Source organism: Pseudomonadota bacterium (genome assembly GCA_013285445.1).
Lineage (GTDB): Bacteria > Pseudomonadota > Gammaproteobacteria > Xanthomonadales > Wenzhouxiangellaceae > Wenzhouxiangella.
In genome coordinates this window covers 3,426,266-3,449,381 of the sequence record CP053448.1, presented here as the reverse complement: position 1 = coordinate 3,449,381, position 23,116 = coordinate 3,426,266, and the positions used below count along the sequence as shown (strand labels likewise).

14 protein-coding genes, 2 tRNA genes and 2 rRNA genes are annotated in these 23,116 nt (G+C 62.1%); 12 read left to right on the top strand and 6 right to left on the bottom strand.

Annotation, left to right across the window (positions count from 1 at the left end):
* The 4 genes from HND55_15200 to HND55_15185 form a co-directional block, all read right to left on the bottom strand.
* A complete protein-coding gene (locus HND55_15200; GenBank protein ID QKK03879.1) occupies nucleotides 1–1,695 on the bottom strand; it encodes a right-handed parallel beta-helix repeat-containing protein in 1,695 nt (564 codons plus the stop codon).
* Entirely contained in the window at nucleotides 1,692–1,841 is a 150-nt protein-coding gene (locus tag HND55_15195; protein QKK03878.1) for a hypothetical protein, read from the bottom strand. The genes HND55_15200 and HND55_15195 overlap by 4 nt, the downstream gene beginning before the upstream one ends.
* A gap of 120 nt (nucleotides 1,842–1,961) precedes the next feature.
* Nucleotides 1,962–3,092 (bottom strand): anhydro-N-acetylmuramic acid kinase, encoded by a 1,131-nt coding sequence (locus tag HND55_15190; GenBank protein ID QKK03877.1) that lies wholly within the window; start codon nucleotides 3,090–3,092, stop codon nucleotides 1,962–1,964.
* Between the two features lie 18 nt (nucleotides 3,093–3,110).
* Nucleotides 3,111–4,055 carry a peptidoglycan DD-metalloendopeptidase family protein gene (locus HND55_15185; protein ID QKK04149.1) on the bottom strand — a complete coding sequence of 315 codons (945 nt, stop codon included), beginning with the start codon at nucleotides 4,053–4,055 and terminating at the stop codon, nucleotides 3,111–3,113.
* 678 nt (nucleotides 4,056–4,733) lie between these two features.
* On the opposite strand from HND55_15185, the gene HND55_15180 reads away from it, so the two are divergent.
* Nucleotides 4,734–5,930, top strand: a complete 1,197-nt coding sequence (locus HND55_15180; GenBank protein ID QKK03876.1) for a tyrosine--tRNA ligase — start codon at nucleotides 4,734–4,736, stop codon at nucleotides 5,928–5,930.
* A gap of 5 nt (nucleotides 5,931–5,935) precedes the next feature.
* Here HND55_15180 and HND55_15175 read toward each other — a convergent pair whose 3' ends face one another.
* Complete coding sequence (locus HND55_15175) at nucleotides 5,936–8,149, bottom strand: hypothetical protein (GenBank protein ID QKK03875.1); 2,214 nt, start codon at nucleotides 8,147–8,149, stop codon at nucleotides 5,936–5,938.
* A 13-nt stretch (nucleotides 8,150–8,162) separates the two neighbouring features.
* The gene (locus HND55_15170) at nucleotides 8,163–8,342 is read right to left on the bottom strand and encodes a hypothetical protein (GenBank protein QKK03874.1); all 180 of its coding nucleotides are present in this window, start codon (nucleotides 8,340–8,342) and stop codon (nucleotides 8,163–8,165) included.
* Between the two features lie 145 nt (nucleotides 8,343–8,487).
* Between HND55_15170 and HND55_15165 the strand changes: the two genes are divergently transcribed.
* From HND55_15165 to HND55_15115, 11 genes are all read left to right on the top strand, one after another.
* A complete protein-coding gene (locus tag HND55_15165) occupies nucleotides 8,488–9,528 on the top strand; it encodes a GGDEF domain-containing protein (GenBank protein QKK03873.1) in 1,041 nt (346 codons plus the stop codon).
* A 45-nt stretch (nucleotides 9,529–9,573) separates the two neighbouring features.
* The gene (locus HND55_15160; protein QKK03872.1) at nucleotides 9,574–10,575 is read left to right on the top strand and encodes an N-acetylornithine carbamoyltransferase; all 1,002 of its coding nucleotides are present in this window, start codon (nucleotides 9,574–9,576) and stop codon (nucleotides 10,573–10,575) included.
* A gap of 515 nt (nucleotides 10,576–11,090) precedes the next feature.
* The gene (locus HND55_15155) at nucleotides 11,091–12,284 is read left to right on the top strand and encodes an argininosuccinate synthase (protein ID QKK03871.1); all 1,194 of its coding nucleotides are present in this window, start codon (nucleotides 11,091–11,093) and stop codon (nucleotides 12,282–12,284) included.
* 196 nt (nucleotides 12,285–12,480) lie between these two features.
* Entirely contained in the window at nucleotides 12,481–13,557 is a 1,077-nt protein-coding gene (locus HND55_15150) for an acetylornithine deacetylase (protein QKK03870.1), read from the top strand.
* Nucleotides 13,550–14,863, top strand: coding sequence for an acetylglutamate kinase (locus HND55_15145; protein QKK03869.1), 1,314 nt, complete (start codon nucleotides 13,550–13,552; stop codon nucleotides 14,861–14,863). Before HND55_15150 ends, HND55_15145 begins: the two co-directional genes overlap by 8 nt.
* Before the next feature lie 63 nt (nucleotides 14,864–14,926).
* Nucleotides 14,927–15,883, top strand: coding sequence for an N-acetyl-gamma-glutamyl-phosphate reductase (locus HND55_15140; GenBank protein QKK03868.1), 957 nt, complete (start codon nucleotides 14,927–14,929; stop codon nucleotides 15,881–15,883).
* A gap of 246 nt (nucleotides 15,884–16,129) precedes the next feature.
* A complete protein-coding gene (gene argH / locus HND55_15135) occupies nucleotides 16,130–17,431 on the top strand; it encodes an argininosuccinate lyase (protein ID QKK03867.1) in 1,302 nt (433 codons plus the stop codon).
* A gap of 495 nt (nucleotides 17,432–17,926) precedes the next feature.
* Nucleotides 17,927–19,481: ribosomal RNA gene (locus HND55_15130) — 16S ribosomal RNA — on the top strand.
* Between the two features lie 108 nt (nucleotides 19,482–19,589).
* A tRNA-Ile gene (locus HND55_15125) sits at nucleotides 19,590–19,666 on the top strand.
* A gap of 9 nt (nucleotides 19,667–19,675) precedes the next feature.
* A tRNA-Ala gene (locus HND55_15120) sits at nucleotides 19,676–19,751 on the top strand.
* A gap of 205 nt (nucleotides 19,752–19,956) precedes the next feature.
* Nucleotides 19,957–22,969 (top strand): 23S ribosomal RNA (locus HND55_15115).
* Together the 16S and 23S rRNA genes with 2 tRNA genes alongside form the textbook arrangement of a ribosomal RNA operon.
* The last annotated feature ends 147 nt before the right edge of the window (nucleotides 22,970–23,116 follow it).

The following is a 23,116-nucleotide window of genomic DNA, read 5'->3' as shown; positions in this document are numbered from 1 at the left end:
TTAAAAACTGTCCTGAAATATCTCGTCTTCCAGCGGTACTGTTTCGGCAATCAGCGGCTCGCTCAGGCGTGAGCTGCCGGGTCCGGAATCCGTGGTGAAGATCGCGGTAATCGGCCGGCCGTTCTGGAAATGGGTGCTGTTGATGGTGGTCGAAAACGATCCGGCCGAGGCTGGCACGTCGATCGAACCGAGAAAATAGCGTGCCTGTGAATGACCGGCCAGATCAGCAAAAAGATCCACCCGGCCCGGGTTGGGGTCCGGGATCAGCGTGCCGGCGATCTGGCCGCTGCCGGGATCGGCCACGGTCAGCACCGGCGGATAAGGCGGGATGCCGCGATCGATGGGGTTGAGGCCATGACCGTAGATTGAATTGGAATGTATCTCCACCCGGCCAACCGAGGGATAGATCCGGATGCCGTGATCGTTGCTGCCGTCACCGACGATCACATTGCGACGGTCAATGCTGTCGGTGGTGCCGATCAGGACGCGGTCGATATCACTTTGTCCGGAAGTGCCGGTGATGAGGATGCTGCTGCCGGAATTGGCCAGGATAGAACCGTTGGGGCGGCGGCCGATCTGGTTGCGCAGGAAAGTCACGCGCTGCGCGTTGATCAGATTGACGCCGGTGTGGTTGGCCGTGATGTAACTGCCATGGGCAAACAGCGTGCTGCCAAGTGATATAAAGTTGGAGTCCCGCACGACCACGCCACCACGGGACAGGCTTTGAAGCCCGCCCAGGCAGTTTGTGTCCAGGCCGTTGCCGACGGGCGCCACGCCGTCCGGGCCCAGACCAATATAGTTGCCATGGATGTTGACGACCGAGCTGTCGACGATGTGCACCCCTCCGTACCCGTTGTCGCCGATGATATTTCGCCGGTCTTGTTGGTTGACGCCGGCGCCCAGGGTGACCAGCATGCTGCTGTCGATCTCGACACCGTAGCTGCAGTTGCCGGCCGGACTACCGTCGTCGTCGATGCCCAGTCGCGCGCCATCGATGGTCACATCATTGGCGCTGCTCAGTCCGATCCCGGGTTTGTAGAGTGGAGTCGTTGCGCTGCCAAATCCGGCCTCGACCACTACGGTCGGGAAATCGGGCGATGATTCGATCCGGACATTACTGACGCCGCTCAAACTGATGCCGACGTTGCGCGTTCGGCTGACGCGGACACCGCGAATGCGCGAACCGTCTGCATCGCTGGTCAACAGGATGCCGGCGCCGAAGTCACGGCTGGCCTGGCCCTGGATGTCCAGGTTCTGGATCTCGACCCGGGTTTGGGCAATCAGGGCGGCCGTTGAGGTCAGCTGCGTGTTGTCGTTGGCGCGCAGGATCACCCGAGGCACACCGGTCTGATCCGGTGGGGTTCCGATATAGGTCGGACGCGTCAGGGGCGGAATCGGTGAGGAAAAGGAAACCACCGCATGCGTGCTGTAATCGATCTGAATCTCGTTGAGCCCCCCGGATGTGCAGCCGACGCTATTGACGTGATCCACGGCGTCATGCAGGGTGTTGAAATCCCCGGGCGCTGTCGATACCCACACCGACACGCAGCCGCCTGAAACCGGCTCATCGGTCGGGATGGCTGCCGGCGCGGCAGCGCTGAGCAACAAGCCGGTCATGATCGTGCCGAGCACGCGCCGGCCCCGCCGGCTCAACGCACTGGCAACAGCACCTGTCGGGTCAGGCAAGGCATTCATGATGACTGGCCCCGGTTGCCGTCAATCTCACCCCTGTCGGGCCGAATGCTTTCTTCGGGAAGGCCATACTCGTTGTGCTGCGGCATGATTCGAACACGATCAATGAACGTGCCGTGGAGTCTGCAGCGGGCGCTGATGTCAGTCATGACCGGCGCATGACCAACCATGACCAGTGCAAACAGGGCCGGCTATATCAGGGTGTTACGTCGAAACGGCAGGCCCCGGAGGCAGCTGCGGTGACCTGGCGGGGGCTGCGGTTGCCTCCTTCAGGGCTGATTGAGCGCACCGGCCAGGATGCTGTGCCTGGCGCCGGTGATCGGACCGGTGTCCAGGCGTTGCTGGCTGAGCCGCTGGCAGGCCAGCCAGGCAAACAGGATGGCCTCGACATAGTCCGGGTCCAGGCCGTAACCGGCGGTGGTTTCCAGCCCCAACGGCTCAACCAGACGAGTCAGTCGATCCATCAGGTGGCGGTTGTGAACCCCGCCGCCGCACGCCAGCACACGGGCCGGCCCGCGACTGGCGTGCCGGTGGACTGCATCGGCCAGGCTGGATGCAGTCAGTTCGGCCAGCGTCGCCTGGATATCGGCGGGTCGGGACCCGGCCCAGGCCGGCAGATGTCGGTCGAGCCAGGCCGGGCTGAAGTACTCGATCCCGGTGCTCTTGGGCGGATCGCGGTCCAGGTAAGCGTCCCGGCGCAGCAGCGCCAGCCAGGCGTGATCGACCCGCCCCCCGGTGGCCCAGCGACCGTCGCGATCAAAGCCCGTGTCCGAATGATGGCGCCGGTACCACTCATCGAGCAGGCAGTTGGCCGGGCCGGTGTCGAAGCCGCGCACCGAGCCGTCGGGCTCGAGCACAGTCAGGTTGGCGATGCCGCCGAGGTTGACGACCAGGCGCTGCTCGTCGGGGCTGGCCAGCATGGCCCGATGCAGCAACGGCGCCAGCGGCGCGCCCTGGCCGCCGGCGGCCATGTCGGCGCGGCGGAAATCGCTGACGGTGATGATTCCGGTGCGTTCGGCGATACGGGTCGGGTCGCCAGCCTGCACCGAGGTGGCCCAGTCCTGCCCGGGCTGATGCAGCAGGGTCTGGCCGTGGCTGCCGATCGCCGCGATCAAGTCTGGCGTCAGCCCGGCCAGCGCGATGATCTCAAGCGCGGCAGCGGCAAATGCCTCGCCCAGGCGGGCATCAAGGGTCGCCACTGCGGCCAGGGGCAGCCGTTCAGGGGCGCGCTGCAGGGCGCGAAGCGTGTCCTTGAGGGGGTCGTCGAACGGCAGCGTGGCCGCGGCCAGGACCTGCAGGCGGACAGTGCCAAACCGCACGACCACGGCATCGATGCCGTCCATGCTGGTGCCAGAAATCAGGCCGATGAAGGCTGCATCGTCGGCGCTGCGCTCAGGCATTGGCACCGTATGATCGAATCAGCAGCTCTGCCCGCCGGTTTCGCAGCCGCCGCTGAGCGTGGCGGCCAGCAGGCGATCGGACGGCGCCAGACTGTCGAGCCGGGCCAGCAGCGGTCGGCCAAGCCGGCCGAATTCGTCCAGCAGATCGCCCGGCAGCGGATCGGCCGGCGGCAGGTCGATCGTGCGCGGATTGCGGTGCACGCCGTTGACTACGAATTCGTAGTGCAAGTGGGGCCCCGTCGCCAAACCGGTGGCGCCGACCCGGCCGATGGTCTGGCCCTGACGGACCCGCTCGCCGCGCTTGACGTGCTTGCGCGACAGATGAAGGTAGCGGGTAACGATGCTGTTGCCGTGCTGGATAAAGACGTAATTGCCGTTGGTGGCGGTGTAGCCGGCCTCGACGACCTTGCCGTCTCCGGCTGCCCAGACCGGCGTGCCGGTCGGTGCGGCGTAGTCGGTGCCGTTGTGCGGCCGCACCCGACGGGTGACCGGGTGCAGGCGCCGTGGATTGAAATTGGAGCTGACTCTGCTGAAGTTCAGAGGCGTTCGCAGAAATGCCTTGCGCATTGGACGCCCGTCGGGCGCGAAGTAGTCGGCACCGTTGCCGGCGTCGAATCGGACGGCCTCGAAGCTGTCGCCGCGGTTGACGAAACGCGCGGCCAGTATGTCGCCGTCACGCAGTCGTTCACCGTCGCGCCAGACTTCTTCATAGATCAGGGCAAAGTGATCGCCCGTGCGAATGTCGAGCGCGAAGTCGATGTCCCAGCCGAAGATCGTCGCCAGGCGCATGGTCATGTTGTCCGACAGTCCCGCCTGCCGGGCAGCGTGGTAGAGGGACGTCGTAATGACGCCGCTGGCCTCGACAATGCGGCGCTCGAGATGCCGGGGTTCAGTGCGGCTGCTTAACAGGTCACCCTGGCGCTCGACGAACAGCCAGGCGGCTTCGTCAAGCTCGGCGCGCATGGCCCTGAAGCCGGACTCCGGATCAATATCGAAAGCGAATCGGTCTCCGGGCCGGATTTGCGCCAGCCCGCGGGTCTGCTCGTTGACGTTGACGACTTCGTGCAGCAGCCGGGCACTCAGCCCAAGCTGACGAAATACCTGTTCCAGCGTCTGGCCGCTCCGAATCTCGACAATCTGCCAGCGGTTGCTGTCGCCGGTGGGCTGGTGCGTGGTTTCAGATACGGCCTCGATGATGCCGGGCGGTGCCGCCGTCGCCGGCGTGGCGCCATCGACGAAGTCCGCGCGCTCGGGTAGCGTGATCGGGGTGGTGCGCATGACGGCCGGGTCCGGCGCAGAAGACAGCACGGCCGCAGTGACACCGGTTGCGATCAGCGCCAGGCCGGCCAAGCCCAGGCGCGGGTGCGCGTGCATGGCATCACGGATGTTACGACCGGCCAGCAGCGTCAGCCGTATCAGGTGCTCGCGAACGGTTGTGGGCAGCCTGCGCCAGCGCGTGCGCCGGGGCGTAGCCATGGTTTTTCTTGTCATGCACGACGATTTGGCGCTCAAAAACCCGTTAACATTAACGACACAGGCACAGTAAAGTCAATTCCCGAATGGCCCCGTCGGGCTGCCGGCGCTGATCGATCGAGGTCGGTCGCGCGTTGAGTCCGGTGCCATCAATCGATCGATAAGCCGATGAATGACGTGAACGAAATCCCTGAGCTGCTGCGCGGCGCCGCTGAAATCATTCAGGCGTCCGAGCTGGAGCAACAGCTGGCGGGCGGGCGGCCGCTGCGCGTGAAGGTCGGTTTCGACCCGACGGCGCCGGACCTGCATCTCGGCCATACGGTCATCCTCAACGCCATGCGCCGCTTTCAGGACGCCGGCCATGTGGTGATCTTCCTGATCGGCGATTTCACCGGCATGATCGGCGATCCAACCGGCAAGAACGTCACCCGCAAGCCGCTCACTGAAGCCGATGTGCGCGCCAATGCCAGGACCTATGCCGACCAGGTATTCAGGATCCTCGACCGCGAGCGCACCGAGCTGCGCTTCAACTCGGAGTGGTTTGGCAAGATGAGCGCTGCCGATATGATCCGCCTGGCCTCGCAGCACACCGTGGCACGCATGCTCGAGCGCGACGACTTCGAAACACGCTACCGGGCTGGACAGCCGATCGCGATCCACGAGTTTCTCTATCCGCTGGTCCAGGGCCACGACTCTGTCGCGCTCAAGGCCGATATCGAAATGGGCGGCACCGACCAGAAGTTCAATCTGCTCGTCGGTCGTCAGCTCCAGTCCCAGGCCGGCCAGAAGCCCCAGATCATCATGACCTGGCCTCTGCTCGAAGGCACCGACGGCGTCCACAAGATGTCGAAGTCGCTGGGCAACTACATCGGCATCAACGAGCCGGCCGACGACATGTTCGGCAAGATCATGAGCATCTCCGACGAGCTGATGTGGCGCTGGTTCGAGCTGCTGAGCTTTCGCACGACCGACGAAATCGACGCGTTCAAGCGCGCCGTCGATGAAGGGGGCAATCCGCGCGACGTCAAGTTCGAGCTCGGTATCGAGATCGTCGACCGTTTCAATGGTGCCGGGGCCGGCAAGAAGGCCCGCGACAACTTCATCGCCCGTTTCCGCCAGGGCGAGATGCCCGAAGACATGCCCGAAAAGACCCTGCCGGCCGGCGCGGATGGCCTTGGCATCGCCCACGCCCTGACCGCCTGCGGGCTGACCGCGTCCAATTCCGAGGCCTTCCGCATGATCAGGCAGGGCGCGGTCAGGATCGACGGCGAGCGGATCGAGGATCGCGCACTGATATTATCGGCCGGCTTTCACGGCGTGCTGCAGGTCGGAAAGCGCAAGTTTTGCCGTTTGCGCCTGGACTGAGCGATTCAGGTTTCGCTTGTATCCAGCACGGTCGGGTCGAACAGCTCCGGCGGCGCTTCATTGCGCAGGCGTTCGAGCTGGCGCTGATGGCGCGCGCCGACCCGGGCCAGAAATGCGTCCACAGCCGGCCGGCCGCGCAGGGGCTCGAAGATCGGATCGAATTCGATCATCAGGGCCAGATAGTCCTGGTTGCCCGGGTCGATTTCCGGCAATAGAGCGATTGCGCGTTCCACGTCACCGGTGACCATCGCCAGCATGAAGTCCGGGCCGATATTGCTGTCGGGCAATCCCCCCTCGCGAACTCGCTCCAGCAAAGTCTCAATCATTTCAAGGCGGGCCTGGACATCGGCTTCGCTGCCGAGCTTTCGGGCCAGCCAGAGATTGTCAAACATCATGTTGAAGTGGTCGAGCGTGGCCTGGCCGTCTCGCTCCAGGATGACCAGTTTCTCGAACTCGTCGCGTGCCAGTCGCCAGGCCTCGTCAAGCAGCCCATTTTGACGCAGCGCCGTCAGCAAGGGCGGCAGCGCGTTCAGGCCCCATTGCTCATACCCTAGGCGGGCCATGCGCAGAAATTCCTCTGGATCGCGTCCGATCATGATCTGTGGCCACCCTTGAGCCTCCGGATCGATGCGGTAAGCCCGCTCGATCCAGCGATCGGCCGCGTCGTAGGCTCGCAAGGTGGACAGGGCGCCAGCGATGCGCCAGACGAATTCAACCGCGTCGGGATGCTGTCGGACCGCTTCCAGCGAGGTGAGAATCAGCTCGTCGTTGCGGCCCTGATTGCCGAGCACATTGATCAAGCCGCGCCAGCTGCGCACCTGGTCGGGAAACAGGCGAACCGAATCCCGGGCGACCTGCTCGATGCGCGAATCGTAGGGGTCGACGATGGCCAGCACCGTGGTGTAGCGCTCGCGCACGAAGGCGTTGAGCGGATCGAGCGCGAGGGCGTGTTCAAAATGCCCGGCGGCACGATTGAACCGGCCCAGATTACTGTAACGATTGGCGATCCAGACCCGGATGTTGGCGTCGTTTGGACTCAGAGCGACGGCTTTTTCCAGCGCGTCCTGGGACTGGTCGAACAATTCCAGTTCCTGCAGCAACAGGCCGCGCACGGCCCAGGCCTGCGCCTGGTCCGGGTCCTGGGCCAGGGCCCGCCGGATATGTTGTTCGATGGCCTCGCGGCTGTCTTCCAGGCTGGCATCGGCGTAGAGCACCTGGAACAGCAAGGCGGTGGCCAGCTCGGCCTGGGCCGGCGTGTATTCCGGGTCGAGATTGACGGCATCGGTCAGCAAGCTCACTGCTGTGTTGACTGATTCGGGCGTGCGTTCCTGCCACAGTCGGCGGCCTTCCAGATACAGATCGTAGACATCGGTTTTCGTGCGCGCCAGCTCGGGCTGATCAATCGCGAGCGAGCCGCTGAGCGACTCCGCAACAGCCGTGGCGATTTCGTCCTGGATGGCAAAGATGTCGTCAGCGTTGCGATCGAAGGTCTTCGAAAAGATGTGTTCCTGGGTGTCGGTGCGCACCAGTTGGGCCACGATGCGCAAACGGTCACCGGCACGCTGGACGCTGCCTTCGAGCACGGTCGCCACGTTCAGCTCCCGTCCGATGGTGGCGATATCGGCTTCGCGCTCACGGTAGGCAAATGAAGAGGTCCGGGCGCTGACGCGCAAACCCTCGATCTGGGCCAGGGCGTGCAGCAGGGTCTCGGCAATGCCCTCGCCCAGCCAGGCCTGGTCGCGGCTTGCGCTGAAGTCGGCAAAAGGCAGCACGGCGATGGAATCCAGCTGCCAGGGCCGGGTGCCGGACACCGGCTGATCCGTGGCGGCCTCAATGACCTTGGCCGGGGACGCCGTTCCTGACGCCTGGCCGGGCTGCCAGAAACGCGGGGTCAGCACCAGCCCGATGGCCACCAGCAGCAGGACAATGACGGCGATGTCCAGCCGGCGTGAGGTGTGGCCGGGGACGCCTTCGCTTGCAGCCAGGTCGCGCTCGCGCCTGATGCCTTCCGGGGTGATTTCGAAAATCCAGGAAAAAAGGATGGCCGGAATCAGTCCGATGAAGGCCAGCGCCAGGGTCATCTGCATGATCCAGACGGGCGCGTCGAAGGCGTCAGCAGCCATGTCAACGGCCTGCACGATGACCCAGGCTGCCACCGCGTAGGCCATGACCACGCGGATCACGTTGCGGCGCTTTAGCTCATCGATGAGGTTACGCATCGTGCGACGTGCTTCAGCCTTTCGGCCCCAGAAGGAGCCAGGCAATCAGACCCAGTAGGGGGAAGAACAGTAAAAAGAGAATCCACAGCACCTTGGCTGCGGTTCCGGCTCGGCTCTGGGCTGTTTTGATGATGGCCCAGATGACAATGATCAGCCAGATCAGGCCCAGCAAACCGGCAACTTCAATACCCATGGTATTCGTCCTTTATCCTGCATAAACCATAAGCATCGTTTCTTGCCAGGCCGTGGTCAAGGGGCGACAGTGGAATAGATCGGTCTGGCTGTGGCATGCTGGGCACCAGCGCGATGTGCAGCTGCGTCAGGCCGAGAGGCACACGATGCCGTCAAAAAGCCAGCGATCAGCAACCAGAAACGACAGCTACCGCTCAGGTGTGCCTGGTGTGATCGATCGGTTGCGCGCCGAGGTTCGTCTCACGATCATCACTCTTTTTGGCGTTGGCACCATAGCCGGGATCTTCCCGTTCGCCGTATTTCGCCTCGTCGAAGGTCAGCTCATTACCGCGGCGGGAGACTGTCTGTTGATGGTCTTGCTCGGGGGGCTGCTTGCCTATGGCTGGTCGAGCGGGCGCGTAGAGCTCGTGGGCAATATTGCGTCAATGATTTCGGCTGCTGGTTTCCTGGTCTTGTTTACATTGACCGGTGCCAGTGTATTCTGGGCGTTTATCGTGCTTTCGGCCAGCTTTCTGCTGGCCGGACGACATTATGCACTGGGTGTCTGCGCAATCACGCTGATTGGGGTTGCGGTGCAAACGGACCGGTTCGCTTCAGCAGTCGAGCTGGGAAGCTTCGTGATTGCTGGTGTGCTGGTTTCGGTTTTCGGGCTGATCTTTGCCTGGCGGACGGAACTGCAGCATCGGCAGTTGGTCTGCCTTGCCCGTCACGACCCGCTGACCGGCGCCGGCAATCGTCTGGCGCTTCGATCGGCACTGGAAGCGCACATGGAACGCTTTCATAAACAGCAGCGGCCTGCCGGCCTGGCGATGATCGACCTCGATCACTTCAAGCAGGTCAACGACAGCTGCGGCCACGAGGCCGGCGATCAGGTCCTTATCCAACTGGTCGCCATTATCCGGGCGGTCCTGCGAGAGCAGGATCAGGTGTTTCGCCTTGGGGGTGAGGAGTTTGTGCTGTTACTGCCCGATACTGACCAAGAGGGGCTGGCTATCGCCTTGCGCCGGCTTCATGATGAGCTGCGAGACCGGCTTGCCGGGCCGGGCGGAACCGTTACGGTCTCGATCGGGGCGGCGCCGCTGACCCGACCCGATCCACAGCATTGGCTGGCCCGCGCGGATCAGGCGCTGTACCGGGCAAAAGAGGCGGGTCGCAACCGTTTGGAAATCGCCGATATCGAGCATTGATGCTATGGTTTCGCACCTGCTTTCTGAATGGACCGACTCGCTGGAATGATGCATTTTCTCTCTACGATCGACTGGGGCCGCGAACAGCTTCAGGCCCTCCTGGACCGGGCTGATCGGATGCGGCGTGACACGGTCGGTGCTCCGCTGGCCGGCCGCAACATTGCCCTGCTGTTTTTCAACCCGTCTTTGCGCACACGCGCCTCGTTCGAGATCGGGGCGTTTCAGCTCGGCGCGCACGCCGTGGTGCTGGAGCCCGGTAAAGGAGCCTGGGGCATCGAATTCAAGCCCGGCGCGGTCATGGACGGTAGCGCCGAGGAGCACATTGCCGAGGTTGCCGGCGTGCTGTCGCGCTACTGCGATGCCATTGCGATCCGGGCATTCCCGCTGTTCAAGGACTGGCAGGAAGACCGCCAGGACCGGGTCATCCGCTCGCTGGCGCAGCACGCCTCGGTGCCGGTGATCAACATGGAAACGATTGTCCATCCCTGCCAGGAACTGGCGCTGATGCGTACCATCCAGGATCATCTTGGCCGGCCCGACGGCAAGACTTTCGTGCTGACCTGGACCTGGCATCCGCGCCCGCTCAACACTGCGGTGGCCAACTCCGCCTTACTGATCGCCAGCAAGTTCGGCATGAACATCCGCATGCTGATTCCCGATGAGGCCTATCAGCTCGACCCGCAGTTCATGGAGGCCGCCGATCGGCAGGCGCGTGAGTCAGGCGGTGCTCTGGAAGTGACCACCGACATCGAGGCGGCCTATTCCGGTGCGGATTTCGTCTACGCCAAGAGCTGGGGCGCGCTGCCGTTTTACGGTCGGCCGGAAGATGAGGCGAAGCTGCGCGAGCCGTTCCGGCATTTCATTGTCGACGAGGCCAAGATGGCACTCACCAATCATGCCCGCTTCAGTCATTGTCTGCCGCTGAGGCGCAACATCAAGGCCACCGATGGCGTGATGGACGCTGATTACTGTGTTGCACTCGATGAGGCAGAGAATCGGCTGCACGTGCAGAAGGCGTTGATGGCGGAATTGATCGGCAGGGGCTGAACGCAAGTGCGCTCCGTCCTTCGTTCCGGCACCTGCGGAGCCTGGCGGCGTGCCGACGCAACGTAGGTCGGGGCAGTGTAGCGAACTGAAACGGGCGAAACGCCTTTGATTTGTCGAGGCCACCTAAGTGACCGGTGGTGCCAACCAGCCCCAGGCCCCAACGCGTTAGGCGCCCCGAGAACACCGGCGGCCCGATCAGATTAGGCCCACGCATCAGATACGAGTGATGACATCCGAGATGTCGTCCGTCGGGGATGTAACCCCGACCTACTTGTTTTGTCCGGCAACCTGTGGCAACTTGTCACCCATGATGATCGAAGCCATCGCACACGCCGGCATCGATAGCCCGCGTCCCGGCCGCCTGCCGCGACGCCCTCGTCGTGTCCGCTATTCGGGCCGGGGTGTGCACTAGTCGATTCGAGCTTCATCCAGACAGGAATGCACGCGAAACCCGGCCCGAGAAGCCGGGTTTTTTGTTTTGGAATCAGCGATTGAATGAACGGGACAGTCAGATTATGAGTCAACGGGTCGTACTCGCCTTCTCCGGCGGGCTGGATACCAGCTATTGCGTGCTGGCCCTGATCGAGCAGGGCTTCGAAGTGCATACCGCTTTTGTCGACACCGGTGGCATCGATGCCGATCAGAAGGCCTGGATCGGCGAGCGGGCCCGCGCCCTGGGCGCGGCCGAGCACCATGAGCTCGACGCATCGCGACAGCTCTGGGACCGGTTCGTGGTACCGCTATTGTGGGCGGATGCGCGCATGCTCGGGCAATACCCGATGCTGTGTTCCGACCGCTATGTCATTGTCGAGCAGTGCCTGAAGCTGGCCGATGAGCTGGGCACGACGCACTTTGCCCACGGCTGCACGGGCATGGGCAACGACCAGCTCCGATTCGATCAGTCGGTGCGCTCGCTTGGCGAGTACGTCATCCACGCGCCAATCCGCGATCTGCAGCGTGAGACCAGCAACGTCCGCGCCCACGAGCTGGAACTGATGAAACAGGCTGGCGTCGAGGTGCCGGAATCGGCCAGCCGCTATTCGATCAACGAGAACCTGCTCGGCGTAACGCTCTCGGGACAGGAGATCGACGCGTTCGGTGTGCCGGGCGAGGATACCCGGGTCTGGTGCCGTCCACGAAACGAGTGGCCGGAGGGCAGGGGTGAACTGACCCTCGGTTTCCAGGCGGGTCGAGCGGTGAGCCTGGACGATCAGAAGATGGACGGGCCCGAACTGCTGGCCGAGCTCAACCGCCGCCTGGGCGCCTACGGGATCGGACGGCACATCTATACCGGGGATGTCTCCATCGGACTGAAAGGCCGCATCGTTTTCGAGTGCCCCGGCATCGATGGTCTGATGGTTGCACAGCGCGCGCTCAGGGAGGCAGTCAACACCCGACTGCAGAACCAGTTTCATGCCAGCATTGCCCAGCGCTGGGCCGAACTGGTCTACACCGGTTTCTTCTTCGAGCCACACAAGCGCGATCTCGAGGCCTACCTGGCATCGGCCAACGAGTACGTGACCGGCGTCGTGCGCCTGGCCACCGACGGCGGCAGCGTCCAGGCCGTGGCGGTCGGCTCACGTTACCTGCTCAAGGACCCCGGTGCCGTCTATGCCCAGTCGGCCGGGTGGACGCCGGAAGAGGCTGAAGGTTTCGTCAAGCTCATCGGCCAGTCGTCCACCCTGGCGGCCCGGATCCGAAGATCCTGAAAACGCAAAGACGCAAAGACGCAAAGAAACGATCGAACCACGGAAAGCGCGAAATGCATGGAAGGTAAAGAGGATGATTAGTGGCGAATGTTCTGAACCGGTTCTTTCTGTCCGTGGATTCCGTGTCTTCCATGGTTCCCGACTCTATTATTGTTGCCATTGCTTGCGTCTTGGCGTTTGACAGGTTTGAAAGCTAATGCCCCAGCGACTACTAGAGCATCTGGCCCGGCTGGTCGAGTGCGACAGCCAGAATCCGCCGCGGGACATTACACCCGAGGCGGGCATGTTCGTGCACGCCCGTGAGGTGCTGTCGGCTGCCGGATTCGAAGTGGAGATGGCTGACTACGGCGATGGCCACATCAACCTCTTCGCCCGACGTGGCGAGGCCGGGGTGCTGTTCAATTGCCACCTCGATACCGTGCCGGTCGGCGAGGGCTGGACGAAGCCGCCCCTGGCATTGACGGTTGAGGACGGCAAGGCTTACGGCCGTGGCGCGTGCGATATCAAGGGCGCGGCCGCGGCGCTGCTGAGGATCGCCGAGTCGACGACGCGGCCCATGGGCATTCTGTTGTCCTCGGACGAGGAAGGCGCCGGTGGCTGCTGCGTGCGCCATTTTCTGGATGACCCGTCGCACCGCTGTTTCGCGCAGGTGGTCGTCTGCGAGCCGACGCAGTGCCGGGCAGTCCTTGCGCATCGTGGCTTCCTTTCGGTCAAGGGCCGGTTCGCCGGTCTGGCCGGGCACTCCTCCGAGGGCCGGGCGCTGGTCGACAGCGCGATCCACCGCATGGCGGCCTGGGTGGTCTCCGCGCTGGCGTACTGCCGGGCCGAGGCCGAAGCCGGTCGGCCAACCTGTTTCAATGTCGGGCTGGCCTCCGGGGGCACCAAGTCGAACGTGATCGCCGGCGAGGCGAACCTGCATTATTCCGCCCGCCTGGGGCCGGGGCAGTCCAACGAGGCGCTGCTGGCCCACCTGTCCGGGCTGGGTGGCGCCGAGGAGCACGCCAGCTGGCATGTGCCCTTTTCCGGCCCGCCCCTGCCGGCCGCGGGCCAGGAGGAAGCACCGGCCCAGGCGTTCTGCGAGCGCCACCGTATTCCTGTGGGCGAGCCCGTGGACTTCTGGACCGAGGCCTCACTGTTTTCGGCCGCCGGCATGCCCGCGCTGGTGCTAGGCCCTGGCGATATCGCCCAGGCGCACACTGCCGATGAGTGGGTCGCGCTTGAACAACTCGAGCGTGCATTGGATCTCTATCAGCGAATCGTCGAATATGGCTGAAGTTCGCCGCACCGTCATCGAACTGCTCGGCCAGCTCGGTTCCAGCCGGGAGGCCCGGCAGTATCTCAAGCAGTTCTCGCGCATCGAGGAATCGCGCTTCGCCGTGGTCAAGGTCGGCGGTGCGGTCATGCGCGACCAGCTTGGCGAGATGGCCGCGGCACTCGCCTTCCTGCACCGGCTGGGGCTCACGCCCATCGTGCTGCACGGCGCCGGCCCGCAGCTTGACGAGGCCATGGAAGCTGCCGGTGTGCCGATCGAAAAGCGCGACGGCCTGCGCGTGACCACCGAGGACGTCATGGCTGTGGCACGACCGGTGATCTATCGCGCCAACGCCGCGCTGGTCGATGCGCTGGAGGCGCGTGGCGTGCGGGCCCGCGGCATCCTGCACGGCGTGTTTGAAGCCAGCCTGGCCGACCGGGAGCGTCTCGGTCTGGTCGGCGAAATCCGGCGCGTCGAGCTTGAGCCGGTGCGCAGCGCTATCGCCGCGGGAGCACTGCCGGTGGTGGCCTGCCTGGGTGAGTCGCCTTCGGGCCAGGTCATGAACATCAATGCCGATATCGCGGCGCGTGAGCTGGTCTGGGCGGTGGAGCCGCACAAGGTGATCTTCCTGACCGGCACCGGCGGCCTGCTCGACCACAGCGGGCGCGTGATTTCTGCGATCAGCCTGCGCACCGATTACGATCATCTGCTGGCCCAGGACTGGGTGCATTCGGGCATGCGCCTGAAGTTGCATCAGATCAGGGAGATGCTTGAACGCCTGCCGCCGGAGACCTCGGTTTCGATCACCTCGGCGGACAATCTGACCCGTGAGTTGTTCACGCACACCGGTGCGGGCACGCTCATCCGGCGCGGTGAAGCCATCGAGTGGCTTGAATCAGTTTCGTCCGGGCATCTTGAGCCGCTGCAGATTCTGCTTGAGGAGAGCTTCGGGCGCAGCCTGCGGCCCGACTGGCTCGACCGGCGCGAACTGATCGGCCTGCTGTGGGCCGAGAGCGGCCGGGCGGCTGCCCTGGTCACCACCGGCGTTGACGGCGTGCCGTATCTCGACAAGTTCGTGGTCACGCCCGAAGCCCAGGGCGAAGGTCTGGGTGCGGCGCTGTGGCAGGCGCTGCGCCAGCGATTCCCCGCGCTCTACTGGCGCGCGCGGGCCGGCAACCCGATTGCCGGCTGGTATTTTCAGCAGGCCCGCAGCACCCATCGACACGGCGAGTGGATCGTGTATACGGTCGGCATCGACGATTTTGATCTGCTGGGTCGGCTGGTGGCCGACGCGCGTAAACGCGACTCGGGCTGGAAGCCGGCTTGATTCGCAACGCGCGGCCGACAAGAATGCGACTGACATGGCGGTAACCAGGAAGGAAAAAGAACCATGCATCGATTGGCGCTGATCGGCGGGCGGGGCCATACCGGATCGGAGTTGCTCAGGCTGCTGGCCGGTCATCCGGACATGGAACTGGCGCTGGCCTCGAGCGGCAGCCGGGCCGGTGAACCGATTGCCCGGGCCGTGCCGGAGTGGCCCGATGCCGGGCAGGCCTACCAAGCGCTCGAGCCTTCCGGCGTCGCGGCGGTCGACGCCGACGTGTGGGTGCTGGCCCTGCCCAATGGCCGAAGCCAGGCCTGGGTAGACGCCATCAGCCGGGTCCATCCCGAAGCGCTCATCCTGGATCTGGGTGCTGACTGGCGATTCGACCCGGACTGGGTCTATGGCCTGACCGAATGGAATCGCGCTGCCCTGGCCGGCGCTCGCCGAATTGCCAATCCGGGTTGCTATGCGAGCGGCGCGCTGTCCGGGCTGCTGCCGCTGCGGCGCTCGCTGGCGGCGCCGGCAGAAGTCTTCGGCGTGTCGGGATACAGCGGTGCCGGAAAGGCGCCGTCTCCACGTAACGACCCGAAGCGGCTGGCCGACAATCTGATTCCCTACGCGCTGACCGGGCACGTGCACGAGCGTGAAGTGTCAGCCCACCTGGCACGCCCGGTTCGCTTCCACCCTCATGTGGCTCCGTTTTTTCGCGGTATCTCGCTGACCCTGTCGCTGCTGCTGACCGAGCCACTGACCGCCGCCGAACTGCTCGCCGTGTTCACCGATCGGTACATGGACGAGCCGTTGATCGGTGTCGGTGGGGAAATCCCGGAGATCCGCGACGTTGCCGGCACGCCGCGTCTGGCCATCGGCGGCTTCACCGTCGACGAGCGCGACGCCATGCGGGCCAGTTTTGTGGTGGTGCTCGATAACCTGCTAAAGGGGGCGGCCAGCCAGGCCCTGCAGAACATCAACCTGGCCCTCGGGCTGGATGAGCTGGCTGGCGTGGGCTCCAAGGGCCAATGAACGGGGCGCTGCACAAAGGCCGGGCGGGGTGGGGTGACTTTGCTGAAGGCCGCGCCACGCATCGAACTGAAGCAAAGTCACCCCACCCCGCCCGGCTGACCTCTGGCCGGGGCGCACGCCGAACCGGTCGGGGCAAGTCCGCGGGCCGGACGCGCACGGCATCGTTCGCTTCGGTTCGACGCGTGGCGAGGCCCTCAGCGAACGATCCCGCGCGCGTCCGGCCGTCACGCAACCAGGGAGTCGCCAATGGCTGAATACATCTGGAAAAAGGATTCGACCATGGAGGTCGACGAGCGGGTGATGCGCTTCCTCGCCGGTGACGACGTGATCCTGGACCGCGAACTCCTGCCCTTCGATATTCGCGCCAGCCAGGCACATGCCCGGGGGCTGGCGCGCATTGGCGTCCTCGACGACGATCAGGCCGGGGCGATGATCGCTGCCCTGGAGGATCTGCAAGAAGCCTTTGCCGGAGGTCAATTCGTCCTCGACGAACGCTACGAGGACGGTCATTCGGCCATCGAGTCGTGGCTCACTGACCGGCTGGGTGAAATCGGCGGACGCGTTCATGCCGGGCGTAGCCGCAACGACCAGGTGGCGGTGGCAATCCGGCTTTATCTGCGCGACCGGCTCGATGGCCTGGGTCGAATCTGCCGGGCGATTGCGCGGGTTGCCCTTGAGCGGGCCGACGATGAGGCGATGGTGCCTGTGCCGGGGCACACGCACCTGCAGCAAGCCATGCCCTCATCGCTCGGGCTATGGTGGGCCGGACATGCCGAGGCTTTCATCGACAACGCTGAACTGGCCGGTCTGGTAGTTGGCTGGCTCGATGCCAGCCCGCTGGGCACGGCCTCCGGATTCGGCGTCAATCTGGCGCTGGATCGTGACGGTGTTGCCGAAGACCTGGGCTTTCGCCGTCTTGTGGTCAATCCGCAGTACGCCCAGAACGCCCGCGGCAAGGTCGAGCTGCGCGCCGTTGACGCGCTTTCGGCAGCGACCGCCGACCTGAGGCGGCTGGCCTGGGACCTGAGCCTGTATGCCAGCGATGAGTTCGGTTTCGTACAGATTGGCAGCGCCTACTGCACCGGTTCGTCGATCATGCCCAACAAGCACAACCCCGACACGGTTGAGCTGCTTCGGTCCCTTCACGCCACCATTGTCGGGGCGCGTAGCGAACTCGAAAGCGTCCTGTCGTTGCCTTCGGGCTACCAGCGCGACCTCCAGGACACCAAGCCGCCGCTGATTCGCGCCTTCCAGCGCGGCCTGGCCGGACTCGAGCTGGTGCCGGGCCTGCTCGAGTCGCTTACCTGGAACAAAACGCGCATGCGCGAGGCCATCGCACCGGCCCTGTACGCCACCGACCGCGCCAACGAACTGGTCGGGCAGGGCCGGCCTTTCCGCGAAGCCTACCGCGTTGCCGCGGCCGGGCTCGACGAGCTGGCTGACCGCGACCCCGAAGCCAGTATTCAGGCCCGTGTCTCTCCGGGCGGCTGCGCCAACCTGCTGCTGGACCGCCTGCGCGATCGCCTGGTGGCGATCGGCGAAGATTGAATCCCCGGGCCGCGAGCTCCCCCGAACGATCCCGCATCCGCCTGGCCTTGATACCCGCCGCGCACTCCGTTTCATCGCGGCGAAGCCGCCCCGAACTGCGCAGCGCACCCGAACCCGGAGGCCGGATAAACAAACCGCTCAAAATCAATGACCTGCAGCGCTGGACGAAATAGATTGCAAAAAAACTGCACGCAGCTGTTGACGCCCGTCAGCGAAGCTCTATAATGCGCGGCTCGCCTGGTGTCGAGGCGGGTGTCGCTTGCGAAGAAATTCAGCGCAAGGTATTGACCGACACGGAAATCGGTTTATAATGGCCGGCCTGGTCAGCGAAATGCGGCCAGTTTGTGATCGTTCCTTAACAAATGATGCAGGTAATTTGTGTGGGCGCCCTCGATTGGTTGTGATGCCATTTGAGAGCGACCTGTCCTAAGAATTACGTTTTAACGTTTAATTCCAGGGCGGGATCGTCTCGCAAGTTCGAAAGCTTTATTGCTTTTAAACTGAAGAGTTTGATCCTGGCTCAGATTGAACGCTGGCGGCATGCCTAACACATGCAAGTCGAACGGTAACAGGAGCTAGCTTGCTAGCTTGCTGACGAGTGGCGGACGGGTGAGTAACACGTAGGAATCTGCCTAGCAGCGGGGGATAGCCCGGGGAAACTCGGATTAATACCGCATACGCTCTACGGAGGAAAGTGGGCCTCTTCTTGAATGCTCACACTGCTAGATGAGCCTACGTCCGATTAGCTAGTTGGTGGGGTAAAGGCCTACCAAGGCGACGATCGGTAGCTGGTCTGAGAGGATGATCAGCCACACCGGGACTGAGACACGGCCCGGACTCCTACGGGAGGCAGCAGTGGGGAATATTGGACAATGGGCGCAAGCCTGATCCAGCAATGCCGCGTGTGTGAAGAAGGCCTGCGGGTTGTAAAGCACTTTTATCAGGAAAGAAACGGCCTGGGTTAATACCCCATGGCAATTGACGGTACCTGATGAATAAGCACCGGCTAACTCCGTGCCAGCAGCCGCGGTAATACGGAGGGTGCGAGCGTTAATCGGAATTACTGGGCGTAAAGCGTGCGTAGGCGGCTACGTAAGTCGGATGTGAAAGCCCCGGGCTTAACCTGGGAATTGCATTCGATACTGCGTGGCTAGAGTCTGGTAGAGGTAAGTGGAATTCCAGGTGTAGCGGTGAAATGCGTAGATATCTGGAGGAACACCAGTGGCGAAGGCGGCTTACTGGACCAAGACTGACGCTGAGGTACGAAAGCGTGGGTAGCAAACAGGATTAGATACCCTGGTAGTCCACGCCCTAAACGATGTCAACTAGTTGTTGGGAGCCTTAATAGCTCTTAGTGACGAAGCTAACGCGTTAAGTTGACCGCCTGGGGAGTACGGCCGCAAGGTTGAAACTCAAAGGAATTGACGGGGGCCCGCACAAGCGGTGGAGCATGTGGTTTAATTCGATGCAACGCGAAGAACCTTACCAGCCCTTGACATCCCCAGGAACTTTCCAGAGATGGATCGGTGCCTTCGGGAACCGGGTGACAGGTGCTGCATGGCTGTCGTCAGCTCGTGTCGTGAGATGTTGGGTTAAGTCCCGCAACGAGCGCAACCCTTGTCCTTAGTTGCCAGCGAGTAATGTCGGGAACTCTAAGGAGACTGCCGGTGATAAACCGGAGGAAGGTGGGGATGACGTCAAGTCATCATGGCCCTTACGGGCTGGGCTACACACGTGCTACAATGGTCGGTACAGAGGGCCGCAAACTCGCGAGAGCAAGCAAATCCCACAAAGCCGATCTTAGTCCGGATCGCAGTCTGCAACTCGACTGCGTGAAGTCGGAATCGCTAGTAATCGCAGATCAGCAATGCTGCGGTGAATACGTTCCCGGGCCTTGTACACACCGCCCGTCACACCATGGGAGTTGGCTGCACCAGAAGCAGGTAGTCTAACCTTCGGGAGGACGCTTGCCACGGTGTGGTCAATGACTGGGGTGAAGTCGTAACAAGGTAGCCGTAGGGGAACCTGCGGCTGGATCACCTCCTTTAAAGAGAACGCATCCGCCTTTTGATGGCGCCCATCACAAGTTACCTGCAGCAAGAACTGCACCACGTCGGCCCAGGTCCGGGTGACGGACATCAGTGATGATTTCCAGACCGGGTCTGTAGCTCAGTTGGTTAGAGCGCACCCCTGATAAGGGTGAGGTCGGTGGTTCAAATCCACCCAGACCCACCACCTTTTACTGGGGCCATAGCTCAGCTGGGAGAGCGCCTGCTTTGCAAGCAGGAGGTCGGCGGTTCGATCCCGCCTGGCTCCACCATATTGGTCGGGCCGAACGTGGGATCCAAATGTTCTTTAACAATCAGGAATCTGTTCAAGAGCGTCTTGGATGCAACTGAATCCGGTCGTTGCTGTTTCTGCGACCCGCAGACCGGCATCACCGGATCATCTTACAGTTGCGTTCAGTCGTGTCAGCGTAAAAGGTTGGGTGTTTGTGTGTGTTTCTCGAGGCCAGTTGGCTTTGGGTTATATGACCAAGCAACCAAGCGCACACGGTGGATGCCTTGGCGGCAGAAGGCGATGAAGGACGTGATAGCCTGCGATAAGTCACGGGGAGTTGGCAATATGCTTTGATCCGTGAATTTCCGAATGGGGAAACCCACTCCGCTTGCGGAGTATCGGCACCTGAATCTATAGGGTGTCGAAGCGAACCCGGAGAACTGAAATATCTAAGTACCCGGAGGAAAAGAAATCAACCGATATTCCCTCAGTAGCGACGAGCGAACGGGGATTAGCCCTTAAGCCTCATGTGTTTTAGCAGAACGGTCTGGAAAGGCCGGCCATAGACGGTGATAGCCCGGTATGCGAAAGGGCGCACGAGGTGAAATCGAGTAAGGCGGGACACGTGATATCCTGTCTGAACATGGGGGGACCATCCTCCAAGGCTAAATACTCTCTGCCGACCGATAGTGAACCAGTACCGTGAGGGAAAGGCGAAAAGAACCCCGGAGAGGGGAGTGAAATAGAACCTGAAACCGTGTGCGTACAAGCAGTCGGAGCTCCGTCGCTAAAGCACCTTCCATGAAGGTGGTTGGGGCGGCAAGCCCAGCACCCGCGTTGGCCATCGCGTAGCGATGGCCAACCGCAAAATCAAGCCGAGGGTGCTTTAGGACGGAGTGACGGCGTACCTTTTGTATTATGGGTCAGCGACTTACTTTCAGTGGCAAGCTTAACCGTTTAGGGAAGGCGAAGGGAAACCGAGTCTGAATAGGGCGTATAGTCTCTGGGAGTAGACCCGAAACCGAGTGATCTAGCCATGGGCAGGGTGAAGGTGCCGTAACAGGCACTGGAGGCCCGAACCCACTAATGTTGAAAAATTAGGGGATGACCTGTGGCTAGGAGTGAAAGGCTAAACAAACTCGGAGATAGCTGGTTCTCCTCGAAAGCTATTTAGGTAGCGCCTCGTGTCTCACTCCTGGGGGTAGAGCACTGTTATGGCTAGGGGGTCATACCGACTTACCAAACCATGGCAAACTCCGAATACCAGGAAGTGCAATCACGGGAGACAGACGGCGGGTGCTAACATCCGTCGTCAAAAGGGAAACAACCCAGACCGCCAGCTAAGGTCCCCAAATCATGGCTAAGTGGAAAACGATGTGGGAAGGCCCAGACAGCCAGGAGGTTGGCTTAGAAGCAGCCACCCTTTAAAGAAAGCGTAATAGCTCACTGGTCGAGTCGGCCTGCGCGGAAGATTTACCGGGGCTCAAGCCATGTACCGAAGCTGCGGATGCAGGTTTACCTGCATGGTAGAGGAGCGTTCCGTAGGCCTGCGAAGGTGTGTCGAGAGGCATGCTGGAGGTATCGGAAGTGCGAATGCTGACATGAGTAACGATAAAACGGGTGAAAAACCCGTTCGCCGAAAGCCCAAGGTTTCCTCGCGCAACGTTAATCGGCGCAGGGTGAGTCGGCCCCTAAGGCGAGGCGGAAACGCGTAGTCGATGGGAAGCAGGTTAATATTCCTGCACCAGGTGTTACTGCGATGGAGAGACGGAGAAGGCTAGGTGCTCCGGGCGTTGGTTGTCCCGGTCCAAGCAGGTAGGCAGGTCCCTTTGGCAAATCCGGGGGATCAATGTCGAGATGCGATGGGGAGCCCCCTGTGTGGGGCGAAGGCATTGATGCCATGCTTCCAGGAAAATCTTCTAAGCTTCAGGTAACGCTTGACCGTACCGTAAACCGACACAGGTAGGCAGGGTGAGAATCCCAAGGCGCTTGAGAGAACTCGGGTGAAGGAACTAGGCAAAATGGTACCGTAACTTCGGGAGAAGGTACGCCTCTGGCGGTGATGAGACTTGCTCTCTGAGCTTCTGGAGGCCGCAGTGACCAGGTGGCTGCGACTGTTTATTAAAAACACAGCACTCTGCAAACACGCAAGTGGACGTATAGGGTGTGACGCCTGCCCGGTGCCGGAAGGTTAAGTGATGGGGTTAGGTTCGCCGAAGCTCTTGATCGAAGCCCCGGTAAACGGCGGCCGTAACTATAACGGTCCTAAGGTAGCGAAATTCCTTGTCGGGTAAGTTCCGACCTGCACGAATGGCGTAACGATGGCCACGCTGTCTCCACCCGAGACTCAGTGAAATTGAAATTGCGGTGAAGATGCCGTATACCCGCGGCTAGACGGAAAGACCCCGTGAACCTTTACTACAGCTTCACACTGAACTTCGGTTACTCCTGTGTAGGATAGGTGGGAGGCTTTGAAGCGTGGACGCCAGTCTGCGTGGAGCCAACCTTGAAATACCACCCTGGTGTAACTGGAGTTCTAACCCAGGACCGTTATCCGGTTCGGGGACAGTGTGTGGTGGGTAGTTTGACTGGGGCGGTCTCCTCCCAAAGAGTAACGGAGGAGCACGAAGGTACCCTCAGCACGGTCGGACATCGTGCGGTGAGTGCAAAGGCACAAGGGTGCTTGACTGCGAGATCGACGGATCGAGCAGGTACGAAAGTAGGTCTTAGTGATCCGGTGGTTCTGTATGGAAGGGCCATCGCTCAACGGATAAAAGGTACTCCGGGGATAACAGGCTGATACCGCCCAAGAGTTCATATCGACGGCGGTGTTTGGCACCTCGATGTCGGCTCATCACATCCTGGGGCTGTAGCCGGTCCCAAGGGTATGGCTGTTCGCCATTTAAAGTGGTACGCGAGCTGGGTTTAGAACGTCGTGAGACAGTTCGGTCCCTATCTGCCGTGGGCGCTTGAGACTTGAGGAAATCTGCTCCTAGTACGAGAGGACCGGAGTGGACGATCCGCTGGTGTTCCGGTTGTATCGCCAGATGCATTGCCGGGTAGCTACGATCGGCAGGGATAACCGCTGAAAGCATCTAAGCGGGAAGCCCATTCCAAGATTAGGTCTCACTGGACCCTCGAGGTCCCTGAAGGGCCCTGGAAGACGACCAGGTTGATAGGCTGGGTGTGGAAGTGCAGTAATGCATGAAGCTAACCAGTACTAATTGCCCGTGAGGCTTGGTCATATAACACCAAAGCCAATTGGAGAGCATGATGCTCTCTTGCGATGACACGACAACGCTCTTGAACAGATTCCGACTCCTTGTTTGCTCTAAAGGCAGCGAGGAGGTCCCGGGCACATCCGGAGATGCCCTGCCAACGGCAGGGAAATCCCGGATCAGGTCC

Bases quoted from the DNA above. Each gene is read 5' to 3' on its own strand.
- HND55_15200 (QKK03879.1), bottom strand. From the start codon at position 1,695: ATGAATGCCTTGCCTGACCCGACAGGTGCTGTTGCCAGTGCGTTGAGC.
- HND55_15195 (QKK03878.1), bottom strand. From the start codon at position 1,841: ATGACTGACATCAGCGCCCGCTGCAGACTCCACGGCACGTTCATTGAT.
- HND55_15190 (QKK03877.1), bottom strand. From the start codon at position 3,092: ATGCCTGAGCGCAGCGCCGACGATGCAGCCTTCATCGGCCTGATTTCT.
- HND55_15185 (QKK04149.1), bottom strand. From the start codon at position 4,055: ATGCGCGCCGAGCTTGACGAAGCCGCCTGGCTGTTCGTCGAGCGCCAG.
- HND55_15180 (QKK03876.1), top strand. From the start codon at position 4,734: ATGAATGACGTGAACGAAATCCCTGAGCTGCTGCGCGGCGCCGCTGAA.
- HND55_15175 (QKK03875.1), bottom strand. From the start codon at position 8,149: ATGCGTAACCTCATCGATGAGCTAAAGCGCCGCAACGTGATCCGCGTG.
- HND55_15170 (QKK03874.1), bottom strand. From the start codon at position 8,342: ATGGGTATTGAAGTTGCCGGTTTGCTGGGCCTGATCTGGCTGATCATT.
- HND55_15165 (QKK03873.1), top strand. From the start codon at position 8,488: ATGCCGTCAAAAAGCCAGCGATCAGCAACCAGAAACGACAGCTACCGC.
- HND55_15160 (QKK03872.1), top strand. From the start codon at position 9,574: ATGATGCATTTTCTCTCTACGATCGACTGGGGCCGCGAACAGCTTCAG.
- HND55_15155 (QKK03871.1), top strand. From the start codon at position 11,091: ATGAGTCAACGGGTCGTACTCGCCTTCTCCGGCGGGCTGGATACCAGC.
- HND55_15150 (QKK03870.1), top strand. From the start codon at position 12,481: ATGCCCCAGCGACTACTAGAGCATCTGGCCCGGCTGGTCGAGTGCGAC.
- HND55_15145 (QKK03869.1), top strand. From the start codon at position 13,550: ATGGCTGAAGTTCGCCGCACCGTCATCGAACTGCTCGGCCAGCTCGGT.
- HND55_15140 (QKK03868.1), top strand. From the start codon at position 14,927: ATGCATCGATTGGCGCTGATCGGCGGGCGGGGCCATACCGGATCGGAG.
- argH (QKK03867.1), top strand. From the start codon at position 16,130: ATGGCTGAATACATCTGGAAAAAGGATTCGACCATGGAGGTCGACGAG.